Consider the following 23,141-nt stretch of genomic DNA (forward strand, 5'->3'; position numbering starts at 1 on the left):
GTTTTGACTGAACCGGCCCCTGTTATTGCCCCTGTTCCACCCCTGTTTCCATAACAGGGGCGGAACCAGCCATACTGCTGAAAACAAACGCGTAATCCGGCGCTCCGATCCAACATAACAGGGGCGAGAAAATACAATGTCGAAAACAGGGGATAACAGGGGCGAAAGCCTGTGGCATTGATCGATCAACTCAGATCGAAAAGGCTCTATCGCTGGCGCGCCGCCATTCGGGCAACTGCGAGAATGGCCGATTGCGCCAGCACGGTCCCGGCGCTGGCCGATCCCATCATGCCGCGTTCGGCGAGCCGGATACGATCGATCGCGGCGGCAATCCGGTCGCTGCGCCAATGCCGCAAGGCGCGCGCGGTGATTGCCTTCTCACGGAAGAAAACACCTTCGGATACCTGGGCGACGCCCGCGCCCGCGTCGACCTGCGCGCGCAACTCGGCCAACGTCATCAGCCGGCGGGCAAGCTGGCGCAGTACCGGGATCGGCGAAACACCGGCCTCGTCCAGGCGCGCCAATTCGGTTCCGAGCGTGCCGGGCTGCCCGTCGATGGCGGCATCGATCGCACGACCCATTTCGGCATCGCCCAGATCGGCGCCGATCGCGTCGAGCGCGGCGTCGTCGATTTCGCGCGGGCGGTCGGGCGCTGCGTCGAGATAGAGCGCGATCTTCTCCAACTCGCGCGTCATGACCGATCGATCGCCACCGCTGGCGGTCGCGAGCCGCATCGCCGTGTCCCCGGTGGTGCGCAGGCCCTGTTCGCGCGCGATCGTCACGGCCAGTTTCTCGGCGTCGGCGCCTTCGGGCACGTAACAGGCGAACGCCATCGCCCGCGGCGAGGCCAGGGCGAGTTTGACCAGCTTTGCGGAGGATTTGAGCGACGGGGCGATCGCAACCACCGGATTTCCCGCCCGCTCGCCGTCGAGCAGCAGGGTCGCCGCCTCGAGGCATTCCTCGCCCGCACCAGTAATTCGGATATGCCGCGCGCCGCCGAACAGCGACATGGATGCAGCCTCGTCCGCAAGCCTGCCTGGGTTGGACTTCAGGGTCGAGGGCTCGATATCGACCCGTTCAGCCTCCGGACCCATCGCACGCGCGAGCCGCAGCGCCCATTCCTGCGCTCCAGCCTCGTCGGGGCCATGGAACAGGTAGAGGCGGATATCGGGATTGGCGGCGTCGATCGCCCCGCGCAACTGGTTGGCGTTTGCCTTCACCGCCCCATCACCGTCAGGGTCTTCATGGTGCTTTCGAGGTTTGCGTCCGCTGGGCGTAGAGCGCAACACGTGAGACGATCTGGTCCGCGACGATGTCCGACAGCCGCTCGAGCGCGGTATTCTCCGCCGCGATGGTCGCATATTCGGATCCGACCACGTCGATGCCGGCGTCCGATCCCGCCGTTGCATCGAGCAGCACCGTGCCCTTGGTGAGGTCGATCAGCTGATAGCGCGCGCGCAGCGTCCGCTGCTCGCGCGCGACGCTGTCGTCACGCCGTACACCAAGCCCGGTGATCTTGTCGTCGAGCCGGACTTCGAGCCGGTACAGCGGTGTCGCGCCACCGGCCGCCAGCCGGTCGTTGAGCGCATTGGTCATCAGCCAGCCCGCCTTGCCCTCGATCGGCGCGACCTGAATCCGGGTCAGCGTCGTTGCCACTACGCCCGAGCCGCCACCGGTATAAAGCGGCTTCAGGCCGCAGCCCGACAGACCGAGGACTGTGAGGGCGAGCGGGGCGGCGAGGCTGGCGATGCGCTTCATGCGACGATGTTTATCAGACGATCGGGAACATAGATGATCTTTTTCGGCGTCCCGCCTTCAAGGATGCGCTGAACATTGGCATTGGCCAGCGCGATTGGCTCCACCGTCTCACGTGGACTGCCCTTGGGCATGGTCAGCGTATCGCGCAGCTTGCCATTGACCTGCACCGCGATGGTCACTTCATCCTCGACCAGCAGCGCCGGATCGACCTGGGGCCAGGCGGCGTCGGCGATCAGGCCCTCACCGCCGGCTACGGCCCAGGCTTCCTCGGCAAGATGCGGCGCCATCGGCGCGACAAGCCGCATCAACGTACGAATCGCGTCGGTGCGCGAGGCGGACGGGGCGGCGCGTTCGATTGCATTGACCAGTTCGTACAGCTTGGCGACTGCCTTGTTGAAGGCCAGCGCCTCGATATCGATCGCGATCCCGGCGATCGTCTGGTGCAGTTTGCGGTCGATCGCCACATCGCGGCCCTCGGCCGCTTCAAGCCCGTCGAATAGCCGCCACAGCCGCTGCGTGAAGCGCCACGAGCCTTCGATTCCGGCCTCGCTCCACGGCAGGTCGCGTTCCGGCGGGGAGTCCGAAAGCATGAACCAGCGCACCGCGTCCGCGCCGTATTGATCGACGATTGGTTCGGGATCGACCGTGTTCTTCTTCGACTTGGACATCTTCTCGACGCGGCCGACCGTGACGGTTTGGCCGGTAGCCTTTTCGAACACGCCATTGTCGCGCCGCTCGATATCGTCGGGCGATAGCCAGAGCGGCTTGCTGATCGTATCGACGCCGTCGGTGCCGACCTCCTGCACGATCCGGCTATAGGTTTCGTGCGTCACCATGCCTTGCGTGAACAGGCCCGCGAATGGCTCGGCCACATCGAGCCGCCCGATATGCTTCAGCGCGCGGGTCCAGAAACGCGCATAGAGCAGATGCAGGATCGCATGCTCGACCCCGCCGATATACTGCCCGACCGGCAGCCATTTCTCGGCCACGTCGCGATCGAACGGCTTGTCCTTGGGCTGGCTGGCGAAGCGGATGAAATACCAGGATGAATCGACGAACGTGTCGAGCGTGTCGGTCTCGCGTCGTGCGGCACCCCCACAGCTCGGGCAATCGACATGTTTCCAGGTCGGATGGCGGTCGAGTGGATTGCCGGGAATGTCGAAGCTGACATCCTCAGGCAGCACCACCGGCAATTGCTCACGCGGCACCGGCACTGCGCCGCAGGCATCGCAATGGATGATCGGGATCGGTGTGCCCCAGTAACGCTGGCGCGATACGCCCCAGTCGCGCAGCCGGAACACGGTCGAACCCTTGCCCCAGCCGTCATCCTCGGCGCGGCGAATCACGGTGCGCTTGGCATCCTCGACATCCATGCCGTCGAGGAAATGCGAATTCACCAGCGTGCCGGGCCCGGTATAGGCTTCGTTGCCCGCGAACACCGGATCCTCGACATCGCCATCGGAGACGACACGTCGCACCGGCAGATCGTATTTGCGCGCGAAATCCAGATCGCGCTGGTCATGCGCCGGCACGCCGAATACGGCGCCCGAACCATAATCCATGAGCACGAAATTGGCGATATAGACCGGCAATTGCCAAGCTGAATCAAAGGGATGTGTTGCCCGAAGCCCGGTGTCGAAACCGAGCTTCTCCTGTGTCTCCAGCTCCGCCGCGGTGGTCCCGCCGCGCTTGCACAGCTCGATGAACTCTGCCGCTTCCGGGTTCGTCTCAGCCGCCGCTCGCGCGATCGGATGGTCCGCCGCGACCGCGACGAAGCTTGCGCCGAAGATCGTATCCGGCCGGGTGGTGAAGACCTCGACCTTTTGTCCGCCCCCCTTGCTCGCCCTCGAGTGCGAAGTTGAACGTCAGGCCCTGGCTGCGGCCAATCCAGTTTTCCTGCATCAGCTTGACCTTGTCGGGCCAATGCTCGAGCGCGCCGAGCCCGTCGATCAGTTCGTCGGCGAAATCGGTGATCTTCAGGAACCACTGGCTCAGCTTGCGCCGTTCGACCAGCGCGCCGGAACGCCAGCCGCGCCCGTCGATCACTTGTTCATTGGCCAGCACGGTCATGTCGACCGGGTCCCAATTGACCGCCGATTCCTTGCGATAGACCAGATCGTGCGCGAACAGGTCGAGGAACAAAGCCTGTTCGTGCCCGTAATAATCGGGCTCGCACGTCGCCAGCTCGCGCGTCCAGTCGAGCGCGAAGCCAAGCCGCTTCAGCTGCGCCTTCATCGTCGCGATATTGGCGCGGGTCCAGCCGCCCGGATGGACACCTTTTTCCATCGCGGCATTTTCGGCCGGCATGCCAAACGCGTCCCACCCCATCGGGTGGAGCACTTCATGTCCGATCATCCGGCGATAGCGCGCGAGCACATCACCCATCGTATAGTTACGGACATGGCCCATATGGATCCGCCCCGATGGGTACGGAAACATTTCGAGCACATAGGAACGGGGCTTCGCTGAATCGTCGCGCGCGGCGAAGGTGCGGCGTTCGTCCCACACCGCCTGCCATGCCGCGTCCGCCTTCAGCGCGTTGAAGCGCGAGGCCATTAAGTAATTACCTTATCCAGCGAGAGACGCGCGGCGCAGATCGCGGGCGCGCGTCAGAATGGCGTCTTCCAGCTTCTGGACCGTGGCCGCCTTGACCGGCGCGGCGACCCATTGGCCGTTCTGGTTGACTTCGCGCAGGGCCGCGACGCGCAGGCCATCGGCGCGCAGATCCTGATCAAGGATCGTCACGGTCACCTTGACCCGTTCGGTCGGCGCCGACGGATTGATGTACCAGTCGGTCACGATCACCCCGCCGTTCGAATCCGTCTGCAGCAGCGGCATGAAGCTCAGCGTGTCGAGGCTGGCGCGCCACAAATAGCTGTTCACGCCGATGGTGGTGATCTTCGACGCGGCGAGATCGGCCTTGGGGCGATCCTTGCCGCCGCCGCATGCCCCGAGCGCAAGGGCGGGAGCGAGGGCGAGCAAAGCCAGAAGCGCGGGGGCCGGACGGCGGATCATTGGCGGTTTCCTGGGCGTAATTTGAACACTGAGCGTGCATCTATAGATGGTCTCGCGCCCGCCGCAAGCGCGGGCGGGCTGCAGCGCCTTTCGCGTCTTCCTGTGGGCGGTTTGCAACACTTCCCAATAAAGCGACTCCGAACGGTAGTGACTCTCGTCGGAATCGTGATAGGCGCGTTATGGAACCTGGTGAGGATTCTCGTCGGGAGTGGGGTTGCACGTGGTCGTTGGTCGCACGATTGTCGGGGTTGCTTTGGGGGCGCTGGTCGCCGCCGGCCTCGCTGTTGCGCCTGCGATCGGCGCTTCGGAGGTTTCCAACCGCATCGACAAGCGCCCCGTCGCGGTCCGCAGTGTCGGCACCTTTACGCCAGCATCAGCCGATCCGCGGCTTGCGGCGGTGTTTGCACGTGGCGGCCTGGACACCACGGGCTTCCGCTTCACGCCTTCTGAAACGCGCCGCAACCTCAATCGCGCGGTGACCGTTGCGGTTCGCGCCCGCTCGACGCGCAGCGCAATCGACGCCGAGCGGTCGATCGTCGCGCCGGTCGCATCAACGGTCAGCCTTGCGCCGATCGCCTATAATCTCGGTGTCTCCGTCGGCTGGAAGCGTTTCGCGCTGTCGGGCGATCTTGCCCGTGTCGATCTCGCCGCATTGCCGGGCAGCCGGCAGAGTGTCGATCTTGGAATCAGCTATACCGGGCGCAAGTTCAGTGGCCGGGTGAAGGCGATTGCCGATCGTCCGCTGGCCAATTCGCCCAAGCTGGTCGAGGATGCCCCGTCCTATGCACTGGACGTCGGCGGCTCCTATTCGCTGACCCGCAATCTCGATGTGACCGCGGGCGTGCGCTACAAGTCCGAAGCGGAGCGCCTGCCGCGCCTCGCTGAAGAACGCCGCGACAGCCAGGCAGTCTATATCGGGACAGCGTTCCGCTTCTGATCCTTGCGGTTCGGCTGCCACGCGTCGATCGCCGCCCAGCCATAGAATCCCAGTCGCACCATTCGCCGGCCGCGTGACGCATTCATGCCGCCAAGCGCGATCCGCCGCGGGCCAAGTCCTTTTGTCATGAGCGCGGCGCGCACCGGACCCAATGATACAGCGCCGGGGTGAGTCCGCGTCGGGAAAATCGGCGAGACGAAGATCAGATCCGCTCCTGCGCTGACGCCGGCCATGGCTTCGCGCCGCGAGTGCGCCGGCCAGGTCCTGATCCCCCCGCCCGGCATCCGGCCGGGCCCGTGCACGCCCATTTCGCCGGCCATCCGCTCGGATCCGGCGCGCACCAGGATCAGCCCTTTGCGTCGGGCGAGTCGCAGGAGTCGTGCAAACAGCATGCGTCGCGCCGGCAGGGCTGTATCGAAATGGCGAAACACCACGCCGGCGCCCCGCGGCAGGGCTTCCAGCGATTGCCACAGATCGTCGCCGATGCGTTCATCGGACATCAGCCATCGGTCGGGCAACGGAATCGGCGGGGCGGGGTGGCGAGCGGGCACGGCCCTGCCTATAGCAGCGCCAATGTCTCCGCACGATCCCGCAACCCGCTCCACTCCGGACCGCCTCGCCCCGGACCGCCTCGCCACTGTCAATGAGTCGATCGCTCGCGCTGCCGCCTTGGCGAAGCGCAAGGCTGCCGATGTGACGCTGATCGCCGTGTCCAAGACGCAGGAGGCAGCGGCGATTCTCCCGTTGCTCGCTGCCGGCCAGCGCGATTTCGGCGAGAACCGGGTACAGGAAGCGCAGGCCAAATGGCCGGCCTTGCGCGAGGCCTATCCGGATACCGTCCTGCACCTGATCGGTCAGCTCCAATCGAACAAGGCAGAAGAGGCGGTGGTCCTGTTCGATGCGATCCATTCGGTCGACCGGTCGTCCCTGATCGTGGCGCTCGCCCGGGCGATGGACAAGGTTGGTCGCCGGCCGCCCTGCTTCATCCAGGTCAATATCGGCGATGAGGAACAGAAGGGTGGGTGCGCGATCGGCGATCTCGCCGCGTTGCTGAGTGAAGCACGTACGGCCAGCCTTCCGGTTGCCGGCCTGATGGCGATTCCCCCGGCCGGAGTCGACGCCGCGCCTTATTTCGCGCTGCTGGCGAAGATCGCACGCGACCATGGCCTGGCCGGGCTCAGCATGGGCATGTCTGGCGACTTTGAAACCGCGGTCACGATCGGCGCGACGCATGTGCGCGTCGGAACTGCGCTGTTCGGGGCACGGACATGAAGTATGATGCCATCATCTTCGACTTTGATGGCGTGCTGATCGAAAGCGAATGGGTCGGCAACCGCCAGATTGCCCGTTACCTGACCGGAATCGGCCATCCAACCACGACCGAAGAGTCGATGGCCAATTTCATGGGTCTGGCGGGCGGCGATTTCATCGGGGCGGTCGAACGCTGGATCGGTCGAGTCCTGCCCGACGATTTTCACACGACGCGCAAGGCCGAGGATGAGCGCGTGATGGCCGAGGGGATCGATGCGGTGGCTGGCGCGATCACCTTCGTCCAGGGCTTGCCGGCCGATCTGCCCATCGCCATCGCTTCGTCGAGTTCCTGCCGTTGGATCAGGCGTCATCTCGACCATATCGGCCTGCGCGACCGGTTCGAGCCAATGATTTTCAGCGGCCGCGAGCATGTCGCGCGCGGCAAGCCCGAACCCGATCTTTATCTTTACGCGGCGCATGCGCTCGGCATCGATATTGCGCGCTGCGTGATCATTGAGGATTCGCCCGTCGGCGCGACCGGCGCGGTGGTGTCGGGAGCGCATGTCATCGGCTTTGTCGGCGGCAGCCACTGTGCGCCCGACCATGGCGATCGGCTGCGCGCGATCGGCGTGCGCGACATTGCGGGTAGTTTCGACGAGGTTGCCGCGCTGATCGCCTAAAGCTGATGACCGGTACGGTCGCGCTTGGTCGCCAGGTAGCGCTCATTATGCGGATTGGTCGGCAGGAAGTGCGGCACGCGTTCGATCACATTGATTCCCGCCGCCTCGAGCTGCGCGACTTTCTGTGGATTGTTGGTCAGCAGGCGCACCGACCGCTGCCCGAGCAGCGTCAGCATGCGTGCCGCGACCGAGAAATCGCGCGCGTCGATCGCGAAGCCCAGCCGGGTATTGGCATCGACCGTATCGAATCCCTGATCCTGCAAGGCATAAGCGCGCAATTTGTTGATCAGACCGATCCCGCGCCCTTCCTGGCGCAGATAGAGCAGGATGCCCCAGCCGCTCGCGGCAATCGCGGCAATCGCCGCGTCAAGCTGTGGTCCGCAATCGCATTTGAGGCTGCCGAGCACATCGCCGGTGAGGCATTCGCTGTGCAGACGCACCAGTGGAGGCTGGCCATTGGGAGCGCCGATCAGCAGCGCGATATGCTCGCCCGGCGACTCGGGTGTGCGGAATGCGACGATCTCGGCATTCTCCGCACCCGATACCGGCAGCTTCGCCCGCGCCGCAATGGTCAGCCTGATGGCGTCCTCATGTGCATCGATATCGGCGACGGTGATGCCCAGATCGGCCTGGCCGCCGGGAATGACGAAATATGCGGGCAGCATCCCGCTGATCCGCGCCAGCCGCAGCGCTGCCGCGCCTGCATCATGTGCGGCGAGCGGGATGGCGTGGAACGGGCCCTTCAGCGGTGTCCGCAGATCGAATTGCGGGTCGGCCAGCGCGGTCGCGGTGGCGAAATCGAGCCAGGATGCGCGCTCGACCAGGACTGGCGCGTCGGGCACCGCCGCATCGACCTGATTGGCGAGCTTCAGCGTTGCGGCACGACCGGCGGACAGCAGGATCGGGGCGCGCTCATCGGGGTCGAACGCCGCCAGCCGTACCGGATCGCCGGTTTCGATCGGCAGCAACGCAAGCGTGCCGTCGCTGCCCGCAATGGCGACCGGCCAGCCACGGCGCAGCGCATCGATCGCGCGCGCGGCGGCCCCGGCATCGCTCACCCCACTATTCACAGGGCGAATTCGGTCATGATCGGGACATGGTCGGACGGCTTCAGCCAGCTGCGGCAACCCTCGAACACGGTGTGGCCGATCGCGGTCTTCGCGACATCGGCGGTGGCCCACATATGGTCGAGCCGCCGCCCGCGATCCGACGCCAGCCAGTCCTTGGCGCGATAGCTCCACCAGGTGAACAGCCGTGCGGGATCGGGGTGGAAATGCCGCCCGAGATCGACCCAATCGTTCGATGCTTTCAACCCGTCGAGTGCTGCGACCTCGATCGGCGTATGGCTGACCACATCAAGCAGTTGCTTGTGGCTCCACACATCGCATTCGAGTGGCGCGATGTTGAAATCGCCGACCAGCAGGGTCGGTACGCTCAACCCCTCCGACCAGCGCGTCATGCGTTCGACGAAATCGAGCTTCTGGCCGAATTTGGGATTCACCTCGCGGTCGGGCACGTCACCGCCGGCGGGCACATAGACATTTTCGACGCGCAGGCCGTTAGGCAGACGCACGCCGATATGCCGCGCCTCGCGATTGGCCTGCCAGTCGAACCTGTCGTCTTCGACCAGTGGCACGCGGCTGATGATCGCGACGCCGTGATGCATCTTCTGCCCATGGAGCAGGATATGGTCATAGCCGAGCGCCCGGAACGGCGCGGCTGGAAAATCGCCGTCGATCACCTTGGTTTCCTGCAGGCACAAAATATCCGGCGCGACCTCGCGCAGGAATTGTTCGACGATCTCGATGCGGAACCGCACCGAGTTGATGTTCCAGGAAACGATTTTGAGCGTGTCCGTCATCCCGGCGATGTAGCCATGCCGTCACAATAGCGCCAGTGCGCTGCGCCGGAACGGGACATGTGCTGGACAAGCATTGTCCCAGACAAGGAAAGGCCCCCGCTCCGGGGGCATGGAGCGAGGGCCGACCTAGCGTTCGTCACGCAGGCAGGATGGGGACCTTATTCGAGCAACAGGGGGAAAATCCCGAACTGCCCCGCATCCGCGAGGGTCGTAATAGTGAAGCAAACCTGTCGCCAATATGAATGAAAACCTATCGCGGCCCGGAAATACGTCGTGGATCGTTCCAGCGGAACGCCCCGTCGCTGATTGATGCATTGAAGCGCTGATTCGTCAGCCGGATGGTGGTGCGATTATTCTGGCTGTCGAGCGCGACCCAGCCCTGCAGCATTAATCCGCCCGGCGCCGACTCGTTGCGCACGAAGACCAAAGTGATGCGGCCATATTCCGGATGCTTGGGGTCGTTGGCCTCTACCGAGATGATTCGCGGGTCATTGCCCGCAATCACCTTGGCGAACCGTGTCATGTCGCGCTCGGGGTTGAGCAGGATCGACAGCGGCGAATTGCCGATCGGCCAGCGCTGCACCTGTTTCACCGAATAATCGATGAAGGTCAGCGCCTTGCCGTCGCCCACGATCAGGATCGGCACACCCTTTTCATATTGGAAGCGGATCTTGCCCGGCTTTTTCAGGGTCAGCTCGCCGGTCAGTACCTTGCCGACTCGGTCGGTCTGGGTGAAGGTCGCGGTCATGCTCTGCACCGATTGCAGATGTGTCTGGACCAGACCAAGGTCACCTGGCGCGCGGGCTGGCGCCGGGGCCGGAGCCGCAGCGACGAGGGCGGGGACCGCGGCGAGCGCGGATAACAGGCGGAAATTCACGAAATTCTCCCGATACAGGCCGCAAGCGCTAAAGACTCGGCCTTGAACCCGCTCTGAACCGTTCGCGCTACAGCGGGTTCCCGTCGCGGTCGCGCAGCACGTCGCGACGGCCGACATGGTCGGGACGCGAGACGATACCGTCCTTCTCCATCCGCTCGATCAGTCGCGCGGCGGAATTGTACCCGATGCGCAGCTGGCGCTGCAGCCAGGAAGTCGATGCCTTCTGGCTTTCGACCACCAACTGGATCGCCGAGCGATATTGTTGATCCTCGGCCGAATCCTCGCCTGTCGGAGCGCCGTCGAGAACGAAACCGTCTTCAGGTTCCTCGGTGACCGACTGAATATAATCGGGCCGCCCCTGGGCGCGCCAATGGTCGGCGACCGAGCGCACCTCGTCGTCGGACACGAACGGGCCGTGGACGCGGACCACGCCCTTGCCACCGGGCATATAGAGCATGTCGCCCTTGCCGAGCAGCTGTTCGGCGCCCTGTTCGCCCAGGATGGTGCGGGAATCGATCTTGGACGTGACATGGAAGCTGATTCGCGTCGGCAGGTTCGCCTTGATCACGCCGGTGATGACGTCAACCGAAGGGCGCTGCGTCGCCATGATCAGATGGATACCCGCTGCCCGCGCCTTTTGCGCGAGCCGCTGGATGAGGAATTCGACTTCCTTGCCCGCGGTCATCATCAGATCGGCAAGCTCGTCGACGATGACGACGATCTGCGGCAGCGGCTGGAAGTCGAGTGTCTCCTCCTCATAGACCGGCTGGCGCGTGTCGGGGTCGTAACCGGTCTGTACGCGGCGGCCTAGCGGCTGGCCCTTGGCGCGGGCGGCGCGGACCTTCTCGTTGAAGCTGGCGAGACTGCGCACGCCGACCGACGACATCTGCCGGTAGCGGTCCTCCATCTGCTCGACCGCCCATTTCAGCGCGCGTACCGCCTTGGCGGGATCGGTGACAACGGGAGCGAGGAGATGCGGGATGTCTTCGTACATGCTCAGTTCGAGCATCTTCGGATCGATCATGATCATCCGGCACTGGTCGGGCCGCAGCCGGTAGAGCAGCGACAGGATCATGCAGTTGAGCCCGACCGACTTGCCCGATCCCGTAGTGCCGGCGACGAGCAGATGCGGCATCGGCGCGAGATCGGCGATCACCGGGTCGCCGGCGATATTCTTGCCCAGCACCAGCGGCAGCGAGGCGGACTGATCCTCGAAGGTCTGCGATCCGATCAACTCGTGCAGTCCGACGGTTTCACGCCGCGCATTGGGCAATTCGATGCCGATCACGGTTCGCCCGGGAATCGTCGCGACGCGTGCTGAAATCGCCGACATGTTGCGCGCGATATCGTCGGCGAGCTGGATCACCCGGCTCGCCTTGATCCCCGATGCCGGTTCCAGCTCATACATCGTCACCACCGGGCCGGGGCGGATGTTGATGATCGATCCCTTGACGTGGAAATCGTCGAGCACCGATTCGAGCAGCCGGGCATTGCGTTCCAGCGCGGCCTTGTCGATCGGCCCGCCGGGCGCCGGCGGCGCGGGCTTGAGCAGGTCGAGCGGCGGCAATTGCGAATTGTCGCCCAGGTCGAACGACGCCTGTTTGGTCTTGGGCTTGGCGACCGACGGGGCGAGCGAGCGTTCGGCGATCACCGGGCCGGGCCGGGGATCGGGCATGGCGATCGGCCGCGGCTCGGGTTTGCGCGATGGCGTGCGGGGCGATTCGGGCGCCAGCACCTGCTGGTCGGGAATGCTCAAATCAGCCTTGAACGGCAAGAGTTGCTGCCAGTTTCGCTCGGCGAAGCCAATTTGCAGCGCACGCACATAGACCACCACGCCGACAACCCCGGCCAGCAGGCCGACGCTGCGCCCGGTCCACAGGATTACGGCCGGATCACCGATGAAATCGATGCCCCAGCGGAGCAGGTCGGCGAGCACGAGGCCAAGCAGACCGCCATTGCCGGCAGGCAGTGTCAGCTTGGCTTGGGGCCAGACGAATGAGATCGCCGTACCGATCAGCGTGACGCCGATCACGCTGCTTGCCAGCATCCAGCGCCAGCGTCCGACCGGGCCGCCGCGCCACAGGCGCGAGGCGAGGATCGGTGCGACCGGCAGGAGAAGAAGGACCGGTTTGCCGAACAGCGTATAGGCCAGGTCGGCGAACCAGGCGCCGGGCAGGCCGAGCCAGTTCTGCGCCGGGGTTCCCGAGGCGGTGCTGAGCGAAGGATCGCCCGAATGATAGCTGGCGAGCGCAATGATCATCAAAATGGTCAGTGTGAACAGAGTGATGGCGCTGAGCAGCGCACCGCTGCGCACCGCGCTTGCCTTCATCGTTTCGCGCCAAAGCGGTGGCTGCGCCCGGCTCGCCATGTATCGTCCTCGTCTGTCCGCTATCTGTTCCGCAATGATCGCGCTTGTCGACTCCCCCGTCAAGCTGTGGCGTCAGATGGATGACGTCAGATGGAGAGCGTCGGGGCGGACCACCCCGGAGCGCATTGGCAGCGGCTCGGCCGGGCGTTACAGCATCGCAATGGAAAAAGCCGATGTGATAATCCTGGGCGGTGGGCTGGTCGGCAGCGCACTTGCGGTGGCGCTCGATACCCATGGGCTGACCTCGATCGTCGTCGATATCGCCGATCCGGACGTGATCCTCGCCGCCGGGTTCGACGGTCGCGCTTCGGCGATCGCCAGCGCGCCCTATCGCATGCTCGGCGCGATCGGCGTGGTCGACCGGCTCGTCGGGCAGGGCTGCCCGATCCAGGGCATCCGCGTCAGCGACGGGCTGGAACCCGGCGCGCTCGACTTCGAACCCGAAGCCGATGACGGCGCGCTCGGCCATATGTTCGAAAACCGGCTGCTGCGCGGCGCTCTTTACGCCGCGGCCCAGGCGGCGGCGGGCGTCGATCTACGCATGAAGACCCGTGCGGTAGCGGTCGATCGCGGTCCGCACGGCGTCACCGCGACACTCGATTCGGGCGCAACCATTTCAGCGCCGCTGCTGATCGCCGCCGAGGGGCGCAATTCGCCGACCCGCGATGCCGCCGGCATCCGCGTTGCGCGCTGGAGCTATGATCACGCCGCGATCGTCACCTCGCTCCATCATGAGCACAGCCACGAGAATGTCGCGTTCGAGATCTTCTATCCGCAGGGACCGTTCGCGATCCTGCCGCTCAACGACGACCAGCAAGGCCACCGTTCGGCGATCGTCTGGTCGGTCAAGCGGCATGAGGCGCCGGGCATGATGAAGCTGTCCGATCGCGGCTTTCTCGCCGAGGCGGAAAAGAAGATGGGCGGCTTTCTCGGCACGCTCGGGCCGCTGGGCGGGCGCTCAAGCTATCCGCTTGGTTTCCACCATGCCGCGCAGATCGTCTCGGACCGGCTCGCCCTCGTCGGCGACGCGGCGCACGGCATCCACCCGATCGCCGGTCAGGGCGTCAATGTCGGCTTTCGCGACGTCGCGACTCTGGTCGAGGTGCTGGTCGAGGGGAAACGGATCGGGCTTGATCTCGGCGACCCGGCGCTGCTTGCACGCTATCAGCGCTGGCGCAGCCTCGACACACTGATGGTGTCGATCGCCACCGACGGCCTGACGCGGCTATTCGGCATCCCCGGCAGAACCGCCAATGCCGCGCGCCGCTTCGGCCTGTCGGCGGTGCAGAAGCTGCCGCCGCTCAAGGACCGCTTCATGGCCGAGGCGCGCGGAGAAAGTGGCGAAGTGCCGAAACTGCTGCAGGGACTGCTGGTCTGATGAGCATATTCTTCTTGGCCGCCGCTCTCCTGTCCGGCCAGCCAGCGCCGAATAGCAACCCGCTCGAGCCGGCAGCATCAGGCATGCTTCAGTGCCATCAGCCCGATACCGTCAGGCGGACCTGCAGATCATTGGCGGCTTATCGCAAACGGGCGGATGAGAGTTTTGACAATACAGCGATCGTGATGCTCTCACCGTCGCCCCTTCTCGTTATGGAGACGGTTACACCGGTTCGTGTCGTATCGGGTGCGGTGTGCGGAACGATCCGGAAGCAGGACATCGATGTCGCTGTCATTTCAGTCGGGGGTAACAGGCTGGGTGAAGATCAGGTCGCGCCGATCCGGGCAAAAATCGCAATCGCCATGTCCGGGCTGATCGATCACCCAATCTGCACGACTTATGTCACCGATGGGGCGATGCTCACGGCGAAAGTCACGATTGATGGGGTCGCTTCTCCAGCGATGGATCAGAAACTCATCTGGGTGGCGCCGACCGATGGCTACAAGGTTGCGCCCTGAATTCCGTTTAAGCCGACATATCAAGTTGATACGCTAATCGCTCACTGCAGCGTCACCGAATCCTCGCCGTCATGTCGGCCGAAGAATTGCATCAGCTGGATGATCAGCTCAGCGCGGTCCTCGATGTCCTGGGCTTCGAGCAGGGCCTGTTTTGCCGCGACGTCGAACGGCGCGATCTGGGCGATGCCGTTGACCAGCGCCTCGTCGTCGAGCCGTGTGACCGCTTCCCAATCGACCGCATAGCCCTGCGAATCGGCGAAACGGCGCGATTCCATTTCCAGCGAGGAGCGGCGCGAAAGCGACAATATCTCGACTTCTGCCGAAGCTGGCAGCAACTCAGCCTCGACCTGGCGAAAGGCCGTCGTGACGTCGAGTTCGCGGACGATCCGGAACAGTGACAGGCCTTCGAGCACAAGGTTGTAGCGCCCGTCCTCGATCGCCTCGAACTCGCCGATCTTGCCGACACAGCCGATATCGAACAGCGCGGGCGGCTCGCCGCGTGCGCCCATATGGGGGCCGATATTCGGGCGAGGCTGGATCATGCCGATGCGCCGGTCACGCGCCATCGAATCGGAGATCATCGCGCGGTAGCGCGGTTCGAAGATGTGCAGCGGCAAATGCATCCCCGGAAACAGCAGCGCGCCCGCCAGCGGAAAGACGGACAGGCGCGTGTTTCGGGGCGCGTCGTTCATCCGAACAGGACCGCGGACAAACGGCGGCGCTGCGCCGACACCCAGGGATCTTCGAGCCCGACCACGTCGAACAATTTGAGCAATTGCGTGCGTGCTGCGCCTTCGTTCCAGTCGCGATCGGCCGCGATGATCGCGAGCAGCGACTCGGCCGCCGCATCGCGATCGCCCGCCGCCATCTGCCCGCCCGCCAGCTCGAAACGCTTGGCATGATCGTCGGGATTGGCCGCGACCTCCGCCGCCAGCCCGGCCAGATCGTCGACCGGCTTGGCGTCGCGCGCCAGCGCCAGCGCCGATTTGGCACGCTCGATTTCGGGCAGCTTGGCCATCTCTTCGGGCAGCGCGGCGATCGCGGCATCCGCTTCATCGACCCGATTCGCCGCGACCAGCGCGCGTAACCGGCCGGACAGCACCGCCGGGTGATCGGGCGCCATCTCGGCCAGCTGGTCGAACACCGACAGCGCACGTTCGGCATCACCCTCGGCCAGTACTTGCTCGCCCATCGCAATCAGCGGCTCGAGCTCGGCCTCAAGGCTCGCGGCCTCGCTCTGGATCGGCAATTGCTTGAGGATCTGGTCGAGCATCACGCGCAGCTGCGATTCGGTTCGCGCCGGGGTCAGGTCGGCGACCAGCTGCCCCTGGAACATCGCATAGACGGTCGGGATCGACTTGATCTGGAACTGGGCCGAGATGAACTGATTCTTGTCGGTATCGACCTTGGCCAGCACCACGCCCTTGTCGGCATAGGCGTCGGCGACCTTTTCCAGGATCGGGGTCAGCGCCTTGCATGGCCCGCACCATTCGGCCCAGAAATCGATAATCACGAGGCTCGTCATCGACGGCTCGACCACGTCGCGGCGGAAAGCCTCAACGGCTTCGCGGTCGGTGGCGCTCATTCCAAGGGTAGCCAAGTCACACTCCAATATCGCAGCTGTCGGGGTATGGGGCCTTATGTGGGCGCTTGGGCGCTCAAGCCAACCCTTTTCATGGGGAATGCGGATACGGCCGAGTTGGGGCTTGCCGGACCGGAAAGCCGCTGCTAGAGGCCACCGCCTTACCCGCCCGGTCCGTGACCGGTCAGGCGCCAGAGCGGGCGTAGCTCAGGGGTAGAGCACAACCTTGCCAAGGTTGGGGTCGAGGGTTCGAATCCCTTCGCCCGCTCCAGTTTTCAGGATCGAAAACTGCCGTTCGTCGCAATCGCGACGATACCGTCCGGAATCACCATGATGCCGATCCACGCCGGGGCTCGCCAGCGGCGAATCGCGCCGCTACCGAGCGGCGATGTCGATGCTGTCGGTTCATCAGGAAAATCTCGCCCAGCTTGCGGCGCAGGGCCGGTTGCGGTCGCTCGTCCCGCGCCATGGCGTCGATTTCGCCTCCAACGACTATCTTGCGCTCGCGTCGTCGTCGCGACTTCGCGATGCCGTTGCCAAGGCGCTGAGCGAAGGCGTGTCGATCGGATCGGGTGGATCGCGGCTGTTGCGTGGTAACGACCCGGAGCATGAAGCGCTTGAGCAGGAGGCCGCGCGTTTCTTCGGCGCGGAGACGGCGCTATTCTTTTCCAGCGGCTATGTCGCCAACGCCGCGCTATTCGCGACGCTGCCGCAACGCGGCGACCTTGTCGTGCATGACGCGCTCGTCCATGCCAGTGCGCACGAAGGCATGCGGCTCAGCCGCGCCGAGCATGTCTCCGTTCCTCACAACGATGTCGATGCCTTCGAGGACGCGATCTCGCGCTGGCGGCATGCCGGTGGAGCCGGCCGGGCATGGATCGCGGTCGAGAGCCTGTACAGCATGGACGGCGACCGCGCGCCGCTCGCGGCGTTGGCCGACCTGGCGGACCGGCATGATGCGTTCCTGCTGATCGATGAGGCGCATGCGACCGGCGTGTTCGGCACGATGGGGCGCGGCCTGGCGGAGGCGTTTGAGGGACGCGAAAATGTCCTGACTCTGCGCACCTGCGGCAAGGCGCTGGGTTGCGAGGGGGCCTTGCTGTGCGGACCCGCCGTGCTGCGCGACTTTCTGGTCAATCGCGGGCGCGGCTTCATCTTCTCCACTGCGCCATCGCCGCTGATGGCGCGGGCGGTGCGCGCGAGTCTGGATATCCTAGCCGATGAGCCCGAGCGCCGGGACCGGCTCCGCTCGCTGATTGACTATGCGGAACGAGGGCTCGCGCCGGTCGGTGTCGCGCCTACCGGGTCGCAGATCCTGCCGCTGGTGCTGGGCGACGATGCGACGACGATGCGCGTGGCCGGTGCGGTGCAGGCCGCCGGATTCGACGTCCGCGGCATCCGCCCGCCGACTGTCCCGGCAAACACTGCGCGGCTGCGTATCTCGCTGACGCTCAATGTGACGCCGGCGCAGATCGATGCGCTGGCCGACGCGCTTCGGGACGCACTGCAATGAACAGGACAGTGGTCCATCGGACGATCATCGTCACCGGGACCGATACCGATGTCGGCAAGACGGTGTTCGCGGCGGCGCTGACCGCCGCGCTTGGCGCATCCTACTGGAAGCCGGTCCAGGCCGGGCTGGAGGAAGGCGGCGATACCTCGACCGTTGCGCGGCTCGGTGGTCTTCCACCCGAGCGCATTCTGCCCGAAGCATATCGCCTGACCACGCCCTGCTCGCCGCATCGTGCCGCGCAGATCGACGGCGTCGCGATCGATACCGGGAGGTTGAGGGTTCCGGCGGTCGAAGGGCCGCTGATCATCGAGGGGGCGGGCGGTGTGCTCGTGCCGGTGACGCCGGACCTGTTGTTCGCCGACCTGTTCGCGCGCTGGCAGCATCCGGTGGTGCTGGTCGCGCGCACCGGGCTCGGCACGATCAACCATAGCCTGTTGTCGATCGAAGCGCTGCGGCGGCGCGACGTGCCGATCCTCGGCATTGCCTTTATCGGCGATCCGGTCGAGGACAGCGAAGCGACCATTGCCCGCCTCGGCGGGGTGCGCCGCCTCGGACGCCTGCCGCATCTGCCCCAGCTCGACGTCACGACCCTGGTGGCGGCATTCCAGGCCCATTTCACTCTCAAGGACTTCCAGTGAGCGATTCGCCCGTCTGGCATCCCTTCACTCAGCACGGACTGGGCGAGCCGATACCGCTGGTTACGCATGGCGAAGGTGCTGCGCTGTACACCGCCGATGGCCGGCGGATCATCGACGCGATTTCGTCCTGGTGGGTCACCACGCATGGTCACCGCCATCCGCGCATCATGGCGGCGATCGCCGAGCAAGCGGGAAAGCTCGACCAGATCATCTTCGCCGGCTGGACGCATGAGCCGGCCGAATCGCTCGCGCGCGGGCTGTGCGAGGTCATGCCGGCGGCGCTCACCCGCGTCTTCTTCTCCGATTCGGGATCGACCAGCGTCGAGGTCGCGCTGAAAATGGCGCTTGGCTATTGGCTCAGCCGGGGTGAACGGCGCGACCGCATCGTGGTGATGCAGCACAGCTATCATGGCGACACGATCGGCGCGATGTCGGTCGGCGCGCGCGGTGTGTTCAACCAGGCCTATGAGCCATTGCTGTTCGATGTCGCGACGATCCCCTTTCCCGTCGCCGGGGCGGAACAGCGCACGCTTGATGCGCTGGAGGTGGTCTGCCGGACCGGGCCGGCGGCGTTCATCGTCGAGCCGCTGGTGCTCGGCGCTGGCGGCATGCTTTTCTATTCCTCGACCGTGCTGGCCGAGATGCGGCGCATCTGCGCGCACCATAATGTGCTGTTCATCGCCGATGAGGTGATGACCGGCTGGGGCCGCACCGGTACCTTGCTGGCGTGCGAGCAGGCGGATGTGGTGCCCGATATAGTGTGCCTGTCGAAGGGGTTGACCGGCGGCGCGCTGCCGCTTGCCGTGACCATGGCGAGCGAACCGATATTCCAGGCGCATTATGCCACCGACCGCGCGCGAATGTTCTTCCACTCATCAAGCTACACCGCCAATCCGATCGCCTGCGCTGCCGCCAATGCCAATCTTGCCATCTGGCGCGACGAGCCGGTGCGCGAGCGTATCGCCGATCTCGCTCGCCGCCAGCAGGGCTGGATCGACAGCCTTGCCGGGCAACGCGGCGTTCGCGGTGCGCGCGTGCTCGGGACGATCGCGGCAATCGAGATCGAGGGCGAGGACGGCTATCTCTCCGATCTCGGCCCGCGCTTGCTTGGCTTCTTCCGTGAACGCGACTTGCTGCTCCGGCCACTCGGCAACACCGTCTATGTCATGCCGCCCTATTGCATCGACGATGCCGATCTCGGCGCGATCCATGCCGCCATCGCACAGGCGGTCGAGGCGTTCAGTTCCTGAGATTGTTGACCAACCTAAAGCTATTAGCCATATTGGCTAATAGCTTTAGGAGTAAGATATTTCATGGTACGTGCGGGACTGACAACGGAGCGGCTGGTTCTCGCCGGCGCGGCATTGGCCGACGAAGCGGGGTTTGACGCCGTGACGCCATCGACGCTGGCGAAGCGGTTCGACGTCAAGGTCGCCAGCCTCTACTCGCATGTGGCCGGTGCGCACGACCTGAAGAGGCGCGTCGCGCTGCTGGCGCTCGACGAACTCGCTGGCCTTGCTGCGGATGCGGTGGCCGGCCGGTCCGGCAAGGGCGCGCTGGTCGCGCTGGCCAATGTCCATCGCGACTTCGCCCGCGACCATCCCGGTCTCTTCGCCGCAACCCGGTTTCCGCTCGACAGCGAAACTGCCGCGGCCAGCGGTGGCGTCCGGCTTGCGCAGATGATCCGTGCCGTTCTGCGCGGCTATGACCTGGCCGAGCCGGAACAGACTCACGCCGTCCGGTTGCTGGGCAGCGTATTCCTCGGCTTTGTAACGCTGGAGCTTGGCGGAAGCTTCAGCCACAGCGCGCCGGAACCACAGGAGTCCTGGGGGCGGACGCTGGACGCGCTGGACGCTGTTCTGCGGCATTGGCCACAGGTGTCAGGGTGAGCTGGATCGCCACACCGATCACACCGGACATGGTGCGCGGCGCGATCGAGCTGGAGCATACCGGCCATGGCGTGCTGCCGCACCGCCTGCCGGCCTGGGCGCGGGCGCAGTGCGCCGACCCGCAACTGGCGATGGTCGAAGTCCAGCCTTCGGGGGTTCGGCTCGTCTTCCGTACCGGTGCGACGATGATCGAACTCGACGCGCTTGCCACCCGCCGCGTCTATGCGGGCGTGCCGCCGCGACCGCCCGGCATCTATGACCTGTGCATCGATGGCCGGCTGGCGGCGCAGACCAGCCTGGATGGCGGCAACATCCTGCATATCGATATGGCGACCGGCGCCACCTCGATCGAAACCGGGCCTGCCGGAACGTTGCGCTTCGCGGACCTTCCCGCGGGCATGAAGCAGATCGAGCTCTGGCTGCCGCATAACGAAGTCAGTGAACTCATCGCACTGCGCACCAATGCCCCGGTTGAGGCCAGTGCCGCGCGCCGCGCGCCGCTGTGGCTGCATCATGGCAGTTCGATCAGCCATGGTTCCGACGCCGCCAGCCCGACCGGCATCTGGCCGGTCATCGCCGCGACGCTTGCCGGCGTCGAGCTGGTCAATCTGGGCTTTGGCGGGGGCGCCTTGCTTGATCCCTTCGTCGCGCGCGTCATGCGCGACACGCCGGCGGACCTGATCAGCGTGAAGATCGGCATCAACCTGGTGAATGCCGATCTGATGCGGCTGCGCGCCTTTGGCCCTGCGGTTCATGGCTTTCTGGATAGGATCCGCGATGGGCATCCGGTGACGCCTTTGCTGGTGGTGTCACCGATCCTCTGTCCGATTCACGAAGACACCCCCGGGCCAGTCGCACCCGATTTTGCCGAAGGGCAGCTTCGCTTTCGCGCGACGGGCGATCCGGCGGATGTGGCAAGCGGCAAGCTGACGCTCGCCGTCATCCGCGACGCATTGGCGCAGATCGTGGAACAGCGCGCGGCAAGTGATCGCAACATTCACTATCTCGATGGGCGCGACCTGTATGGCGTTGCCGACCAGGCGGCATTGCCCTTGCCCGATCGGCTTCATCCCGATGCCGCGACTCACCGCCTGATCGGTGAGCGCTTTGCGAAGTTGGGACTGGGGCTGATCAACCGGTGAAGTTGCGCCGCGCAACTCCGGCCTGACGTCAGTCTTGCCGCCTCGCGCCGTCCAGGGTCAGGAAGGCAATGCCGCCCGACGCCACCGCGAGCACTGCGCAGATCAACGCCGCCGCCTGGAACGCGGAGGTCAGCGCCGCGCCGACCTGCGCGATCACGGCGCCGGTCAATGCCGTGGCGATCAGCCCGCCGGTGCGGGCGATTGCGCTGTTGAAGCCGGAAGCGGTGCCAGTATGCCGCTCATCGACCGAGGAGAGGACTGCGGTAGTCAGCGGGGCGACAGCGCCCGCCATGCCAAGCGCGATCACCACCATGCCGGGCAGCACGCTGGTCCAGTAGCTTGCCTGCGGATCGACCCGCACCATCAAGGCGAAGCCGATGCCGGTAACGACCGGGCCGATGGTCAACGGCCAGCGCGGGCCGATCCGCTCGGTGGTCCGGCCCATCAGCCGTGACGCGCCGCCGATCACGATCGAAAAGGGCAGCAATGCCATGCCGGCCTGAAACGGGGTGTAGCCGCCGCCGACGATCAGCAGATAAGGCAACAGCACGAGCAGCCCGCCGAGCGCGCCATACAGCAGGAAGGTCAGCGCAGTCAGGCCGACAAAGGCGCGCGAGCCGAACAGCGATAGCGGCATCATCGCGCGGTCGCCGCGGCGGTGCTCGGTGAGCAGGAACAGGCCGAGCAGTACGATGCCGGCGCCGGTGCCGATCCATACCATCGCGCTCGCTTCGTGATGGCTCGACCACAGGGTCAGCGCCCAGGTCAGTGTGCCGAGTGCGGCGGTGGCAAGCAGCGCGCCGGGCCAGTCGAGCGGTTGTTCACCCTCCGCGCTCTCGCCGATATAGCGCCACGCGATCAGCATCGCGCCCGCCGCGACCGGCAGGTTGAGCAGGAAGATGAAGCGCCAGCCCAACCCATCGACCAGCCAGCCGCCGAGCGGTGGTCCGGCCGCACTGGCGATTGCACCCGCCGCCGCCCAGGTGCCGATTGCCCGCCCGCGCGCTTCGCCGGAAAAGGCGTTGCCGAGGATCGCCAGGCTGTTCGGCATCAGCATCGCCGCGCCGATTCCCTGCACCGCGCGCGCCGCGAGCAATATCGCAAGCGACGGCGCCACCGCGCAGGCGATCGAGGCGGCGGCGAACAAGGCAGTGCCCGCGATCAGCATCCGCCGCCGGCCGAAATGATCGCCGGCCGCGCCGCCGAGCAGCAGCAGCGCCGACAAGGGCAGCAGATAGGCGTTGACCGTCCATTGCAAATCGGCCGCGCCGCCGCCGTAGCTCTGCCCGATCGCCGGCAGCGCGACATTGACCACCGAGCCGTCGATAAAGGCGAGGCTCGACGCCAGGATCGTCGCGGCAAGCGTCCAGTTGGGATGCCCGGTCGTACCGCCCGGGCCAGTTTCGGCCTGGTCGCACGGTGCGGGCAGCGATGTGCTCACCCGGCGTCCGCGAGCAGGTCGCGTTCTTCGGGATGCCGCTCGAGATAGGCCGTAACGAACTCGCACCGTGGATCGATCTTCAGCCCCTGCGCGCGAACATCGTCCAGCGCGTGCTTGATCAACCGGCTGGCGATACCTTTGCCCTGCAGCGCGCCCGGCACCACGGTATGGGTGAAGACCACCACATCGCCGCGCCGTTCATAGGCGGCGATCGCCAGCGCATCATCCTGGTGGAGTTCGTAGCGCTGCTTGGCGGTGTTGTTGACGATCTCGGCCATGCCGGTTTGTCGCCG

The 23,141-nt window shown here is 65.4% G+C and carries 22 protein-coding genes, 1 tRNA gene and 1 pseudogene; 11 read left to right on the plus strand and 13 right to left on the minus strand.

All coding sequences use genetic code 11. The features are described from left to right. Nucleotides 1–206: 206 nt before the first annotated feature. The 4 genes and pseudogenes from holA to H3Z74_RS20755 form a co-directional block, all read right to left on the minus strand. Nucleotides 207–1,220, minus strand: coding sequence for a DNA polymerase III subunit delta (gene holA, locus H3Z74_RS20740; RefSeq protein ID WP_187761407.1), 1,014 nt, complete (start codon nucleotides 1,218–1,220; stop codon nucleotides 207–209). Between the two features lie 22 nt (nucleotides 1,221–1,242). Then, a complete protein-coding gene (lptE, locus tag H3Z74_RS20745; RefSeq protein ID WP_187761408.1) occupies nucleotides 1,243–1,758 on the minus strand; it encodes an LPS assembly lipoprotein LptE in 516 nt (171 codons plus the stop codon). Further along, nucleotides 1,755–4,314, minus strand: a pseudogene (gene leuS / locus H3Z74_RS20750) (leucine--tRNA ligase). The gene lptE and the pseudogene leuS overlap by 4 nt, the downstream one beginning before the upstream one ends. A gap of 12 nt (nucleotides 4,315–4,326) precedes the next feature. Continuing rightward, nucleotides 4,327–4,773: a DUF3576 domain-containing protein gene (locus tag H3Z74_RS20755; RefSeq protein WP_187761409.1), complete on the minus strand. Its 447-nt coding sequence runs from the start codon at nucleotides 4,771–4,773 to the stop codon at nucleotides 4,327–4,329. Between the two features lie 220 nt (nucleotides 4,774–4,993). Here H3Z74_RS20755 and H3Z74_RS20760 point away from each other — a divergent pair, with 220 nt between their 5' ends. Further along, nucleotides 4,994–5,710 carry a hypothetical protein gene (locus H3Z74_RS20760; RefSeq protein WP_229726711.1) on the plus strand — a complete coding sequence of 239 codons (717 nt, stop codon included), beginning with the start codon at nucleotides 4,994–4,996 and terminating at the stop codon, nucleotides 5,708–5,710. Here the strand turns inward: H3Z74_RS20760 and H3Z74_RS20765 are convergent. After that, on the minus strand, nucleotides 5,683–6,210 hold the full coding sequence (locus H3Z74_RS20765; RefSeq protein ID WP_187761410.1) for a thiamine phosphate synthase: 528 nt from the start codon (nucleotides 6,208–6,210) through the stop codon (nucleotides 5,683–5,685). The two genes, H3Z74_RS20760 and H3Z74_RS20765, sit on opposite strands and share 28 nt — an antisense overlap. Before the next feature lie 73 nt (nucleotides 6,211–6,283). Here H3Z74_RS20765 and H3Z74_RS20770 point away from each other — a divergent pair, with 73 nt between their 5' ends. Both H3Z74_RS20770 and H3Z74_RS20775 read left to right on the plus strand, forming a co-directional pair. Next, on the plus strand, nucleotides 6,284–6,982 hold the full coding sequence (locus H3Z74_RS20770) for a YggS family pyridoxal phosphate-dependent enzyme (RefSeq protein ID WP_187761411.1): 699 nt from the start codon (nucleotides 6,284–6,286) through the stop codon (nucleotides 6,980–6,982). Next, nucleotides 6,979–7,641 carry an HAD family hydrolase gene (locus H3Z74_RS20775; protein ID WP_187761412.1) on the plus strand — a complete coding sequence of 221 codons (663 nt, stop codon included), beginning with the start codon at nucleotides 6,979–6,981 and terminating at the stop codon, nucleotides 7,639–7,641. Before H3Z74_RS20770 ends, H3Z74_RS20775 begins: the two co-directional genes overlap by 4 nt. Here the strand turns inward: H3Z74_RS20775 and ribA are convergent. From ribA to H3Z74_RS20795, 4 genes are all read right to left on the minus strand, one after another. Then, on the minus strand, nucleotides 7,638–8,699 hold the full coding sequence (gene ribA / locus H3Z74_RS20780; RefSeq protein ID WP_187761413.1) for a GTP cyclohydrolase II: 1,062 nt from the start codon (nucleotides 8,697–8,699) through the stop codon (nucleotides 7,638–7,640). The genes H3Z74_RS20775 and ribA overlap by 4 nt on opposite strands. 8 nt (nucleotides 8,700–8,707) lie before the next feature. Then, on the minus strand, nucleotides 8,708–9,502 hold the full coding sequence (locus H3Z74_RS20785) for an exodeoxyribonuclease III (protein WP_187761414.1): 795 nt from the start codon (nucleotides 9,500–9,502) through the stop codon (nucleotides 8,708–8,710). A 250-nt stretch (nucleotides 9,503–9,752) separates the two neighbouring features. Further along, nucleotides 9,753–10,379 (minus strand): LolA family protein, encoded by a 627-nt coding sequence (locus H3Z74_RS20790; RefSeq protein ID WP_229726712.1) that lies wholly within the window; start codon nucleotides 10,377–10,379, stop codon nucleotides 9,753–9,755. Between the two features lie 67 nt (nucleotides 10,380–10,446). Continuing rightward, a complete protein-coding gene (locus H3Z74_RS20795; RefSeq protein WP_187761416.1) occupies nucleotides 10,447–12,747 on the minus strand; it encodes an FtsK/SpoIIIE family DNA translocase in 2,301 nt (766 codons plus the stop codon). A 160-nt stretch (nucleotides 12,748–12,907) separates the two neighbouring features. Here H3Z74_RS20795 and H3Z74_RS20800 point away from each other — a divergent pair, with 160 nt between their 5' ends. Together H3Z74_RS20800 and H3Z74_RS20805 are read left to right on the plus strand one after the other, a co-directional pair. Continuing rightward, complete coding sequence (locus H3Z74_RS20800; protein WP_187764451.1) at nucleotides 12,908–14,125, plus strand: UbiH/UbiF/VisC/COQ6 family ubiquinone biosynthesis hydroxylase; 1,218 nt, start codon at nucleotides 12,908–12,910, stop codon at nucleotides 14,123–14,125. Further along, on the plus strand, nucleotides 14,125–14,643 hold the full coding sequence (locus H3Z74_RS20805; protein ID WP_187761417.1) for a hypothetical protein: 519 nt from the start codon (nucleotides 14,125–14,127) through the stop codon (nucleotides 14,641–14,643). The genes H3Z74_RS20800 and H3Z74_RS20805 overlap by 1 nt, the downstream gene beginning before the upstream one ends. A 41-nt stretch (nucleotides 14,644–14,684) precedes the next feature. Here the strand turns inward: H3Z74_RS20805 and H3Z74_RS20810 are convergent, their stop codons facing one another. Further along, nucleotides 14,685–15,335 (minus strand): LON peptidase substrate-binding domain-containing protein, encoded by a 651-nt coding sequence (locus tag H3Z74_RS20810; protein WP_187761418.1) that lies wholly within the window; start codon nucleotides 15,333–15,335, stop codon nucleotides 14,685–14,687. Then, nucleotides 15,332–16,228 (minus strand): tetratricopeptide repeat protein, encoded by an 897-nt coding sequence (locus tag H3Z74_RS20815; RefSeq protein ID WP_187761419.1) that lies wholly within the window; start codon nucleotides 16,226–16,228, stop codon nucleotides 15,332–15,334. The genes H3Z74_RS20810 and H3Z74_RS20815 overlap by 4 nt, the downstream gene beginning before the upstream one ends. Before the next feature lie 193 nt (nucleotides 16,229–16,421). Between H3Z74_RS20815 and H3Z74_RS20820 the strand changes: the two genes are divergently transcribed. The 6 genes from H3Z74_RS20820 to H3Z74_RS20845 all read left to right on the plus strand — a co-directional run bounded on the left by H3Z74_RS20820 (nucleotide 16,422) and on the right by H3Z74_RS20845 (nucleotide 21,407). Beyond that, nucleotides 16,422–16,496: transfer RNA gene (locus H3Z74_RS20820), tRNA-Gly, on the plus strand. A gap of 117 nt (nucleotides 16,497–16,613) precedes the next feature. Further along, nucleotides 16,614–17,738, plus strand: a complete 1,125-nt coding sequence (locus tag H3Z74_RS20825; protein ID WP_187761420.1) for an 8-amino-7-oxononanoate synthase — start codon at nucleotides 16,614–16,616, stop codon at nucleotides 17,736–17,738. Continuing rightward, nucleotides 17,735–18,376 carry a dethiobiotin synthase gene (gene bioD, locus H3Z74_RS20830; RefSeq protein ID WP_229726713.1) on the plus strand — a complete coding sequence of 214 codons (642 nt, stop codon included), beginning with the start codon at nucleotides 17,735–17,737 and terminating at the stop codon, nucleotides 18,374–18,376. The genes H3Z74_RS20825 and bioD overlap by 4 nt, the downstream gene beginning before the upstream one ends. Next, entirely contained in the window at nucleotides 18,373–19,626 is a 1,254-nt protein-coding gene (locus tag H3Z74_RS20835; RefSeq protein ID WP_187761421.1) for an adenosylmethionine--8-amino-7-oxononanoate transaminase, read from the plus strand. The genes bioD and H3Z74_RS20835 overlap by 4 nt, the downstream gene beginning before the upstream one ends. A 63-nt stretch (nucleotides 19,627–19,689) precedes the next feature. Further along, nucleotides 19,690–20,265, plus strand: a complete 576-nt coding sequence (locus H3Z74_RS20840) for a TetR/AcrR family transcriptional regulator (RefSeq protein WP_187761422.1) — start codon at nucleotides 19,690–19,692, stop codon at nucleotides 20,263–20,265. After that, the gene (locus H3Z74_RS20845; protein ID WP_229726714.1) at nucleotides 20,262–21,407 is read left to right on the plus strand and encodes a GDSL-type esterase/lipase family protein; all 1,146 of its coding nucleotides are present in this window, start codon (nucleotides 20,262–20,264) and stop codon (nucleotides 21,405–21,407) included. The genes H3Z74_RS20840 and H3Z74_RS20845 overlap by 4 nt, the downstream gene beginning before the upstream one ends. A 28-nt stretch (nucleotides 21,408–21,435) precedes the next feature. On the opposite strand, the gene H3Z74_RS20850 is transcribed toward H3Z74_RS20845, so the two are convergent. Together H3Z74_RS20850 and H3Z74_RS20855 are read right to left on the minus strand one after the other, a co-directional pair. Beyond that, entirely contained in the window at nucleotides 21,436–22,848 is a 1,413-nt protein-coding gene (locus H3Z74_RS20850) for an MFS transporter (protein ID WP_187761423.1), read from the minus strand. Beyond that, nucleotides 22,845–23,126, minus strand: coding sequence for a GNAT family N-acetyltransferase (locus tag H3Z74_RS20855; protein ID WP_187761424.1), 282 nt, complete (start codon nucleotides 23,124–23,126; stop codon nucleotides 22,845–22,847). The genes H3Z74_RS20850 and H3Z74_RS20855 overlap by 4 nt, the downstream gene beginning before the upstream one ends. Between the last annotated feature and the right edge of the window lie 15 nt (nucleotides 23,127–23,141).

This window comes from Sphingomonas alpina (assembly GCF_014490665.1).
GTDB classification, from domain to species: Bacteria; Pseudomonadota; Alphaproteobacteria; order Sphingomonadales; family Sphingomonadaceae; genus Sphingomonas; species Sphingomonas alpina.

What these genes read in the sequence shown, in the direction of transcription:
- lptE (WP_187761408.1), bottom strand. Translation starts at nt 1,758, where the DNA reads ATGAAGCGCATCGCCAGCCTCGCCGCCCCGCTCGCCCTCACAGTCCTC.
- H3Z74_RS20755 (WP_187761409.1), bottom strand. Translation starts at nt 4,773, where the DNA reads ATGATCCGCCGTCCGGCCCCCGCGCTTCTGGCTTTGCTCGCCCTCGCT.
- H3Z74_RS20765 (WP_187761410.1), bottom strand. Translation starts at nt 6,210, where the DNA reads ATGTCCGATGAACGCATCGGCGACGATCTGTGGCAATCGCTGGAAGCC.
- H3Z74_RS20770 (WP_187761411.1), top strand. Translation starts at nt 6,284, where the DNA reads ATGTCTCCGCACGATCCCGCAACCCGCTCCACTCCGGACCGCCTCGCC.
- H3Z74_RS20775 (WP_187761412.1), top strand. Translation starts at nt 6,979, where the DNA reads ATGAAGTATGATGCCATCATCTTCGACTTTGATGGCGTGCTGATCGAA.
- H3Z74_RS20785 (WP_187761414.1), bottom strand. Translation starts at nt 9,502, where the DNA reads ATGACGGACACGCTCAAAATCGTTTCCTGGAACATCAACTCGGTGCGG.
- H3Z74_RS20795 (WP_187761416.1), bottom strand. Translation starts at nt 12,747, where the DNA reads ATGGCGAGCCGGGCGCAGCCACCGCTTTGGCGCGAAACGATGAAGGCA.
- H3Z74_RS20800 (WP_187764451.1), top strand. Translation starts at nt 12,908, where the DNA reads ATGGAAAAAGCCGATGTGATAATCCTGGGCGGTGGGCTGGTCGGCAGC.
- H3Z74_RS20805 (WP_187761417.1), top strand. Translation starts at nt 14,125, where the DNA reads ATGAGCATATTCTTCTTGGCCGCCGCTCTCCTGTCCGGCCAGCCAGCG.
- H3Z74_RS20810 (WP_187761418.1), bottom strand. Translation starts at nt 15,335, where the DNA reads ATGAACGACGCGCCCCGAAACACGCGCCTGTCCGTCTTTCCGCTGGCG.
- H3Z74_RS20815 (WP_187761419.1), bottom strand. Translation starts at nt 16,228, where the DNA reads ATGAGCGCCACCGACCGCGAAGCCGTTGAGGCTTTCCGCCGCGACGTG.
- H3Z74_RS20825 (WP_187761420.1), top strand. Translation starts at nt 16,614, where the DNA reads ATGTCGATGCTGTCGGTTCATCAGGAAAATCTCGCCCAGCTTGCGGCG.
- bioD (WP_229726713.1), top strand. Translation starts at nt 17,735, where the DNA reads ATGAACAGGACAGTGGTCCATCGGACGATCATCGTCACCGGGACCGAT.
- H3Z74_RS20840 (WP_187761422.1), top strand. Translation starts at nt 19,690, where the DNA reads ATGGTACGTGCGGGACTGACAACGGAGCGGCTGGTTCTCGCCGGCGCG.
- H3Z74_RS20855 (WP_187761424.1), bottom strand. Translation starts at nt 23,126, where the DNA reads ATGGCCGAGATCGTCAACAACACCGCCAAGCAGCGCTACGAACTCCAC.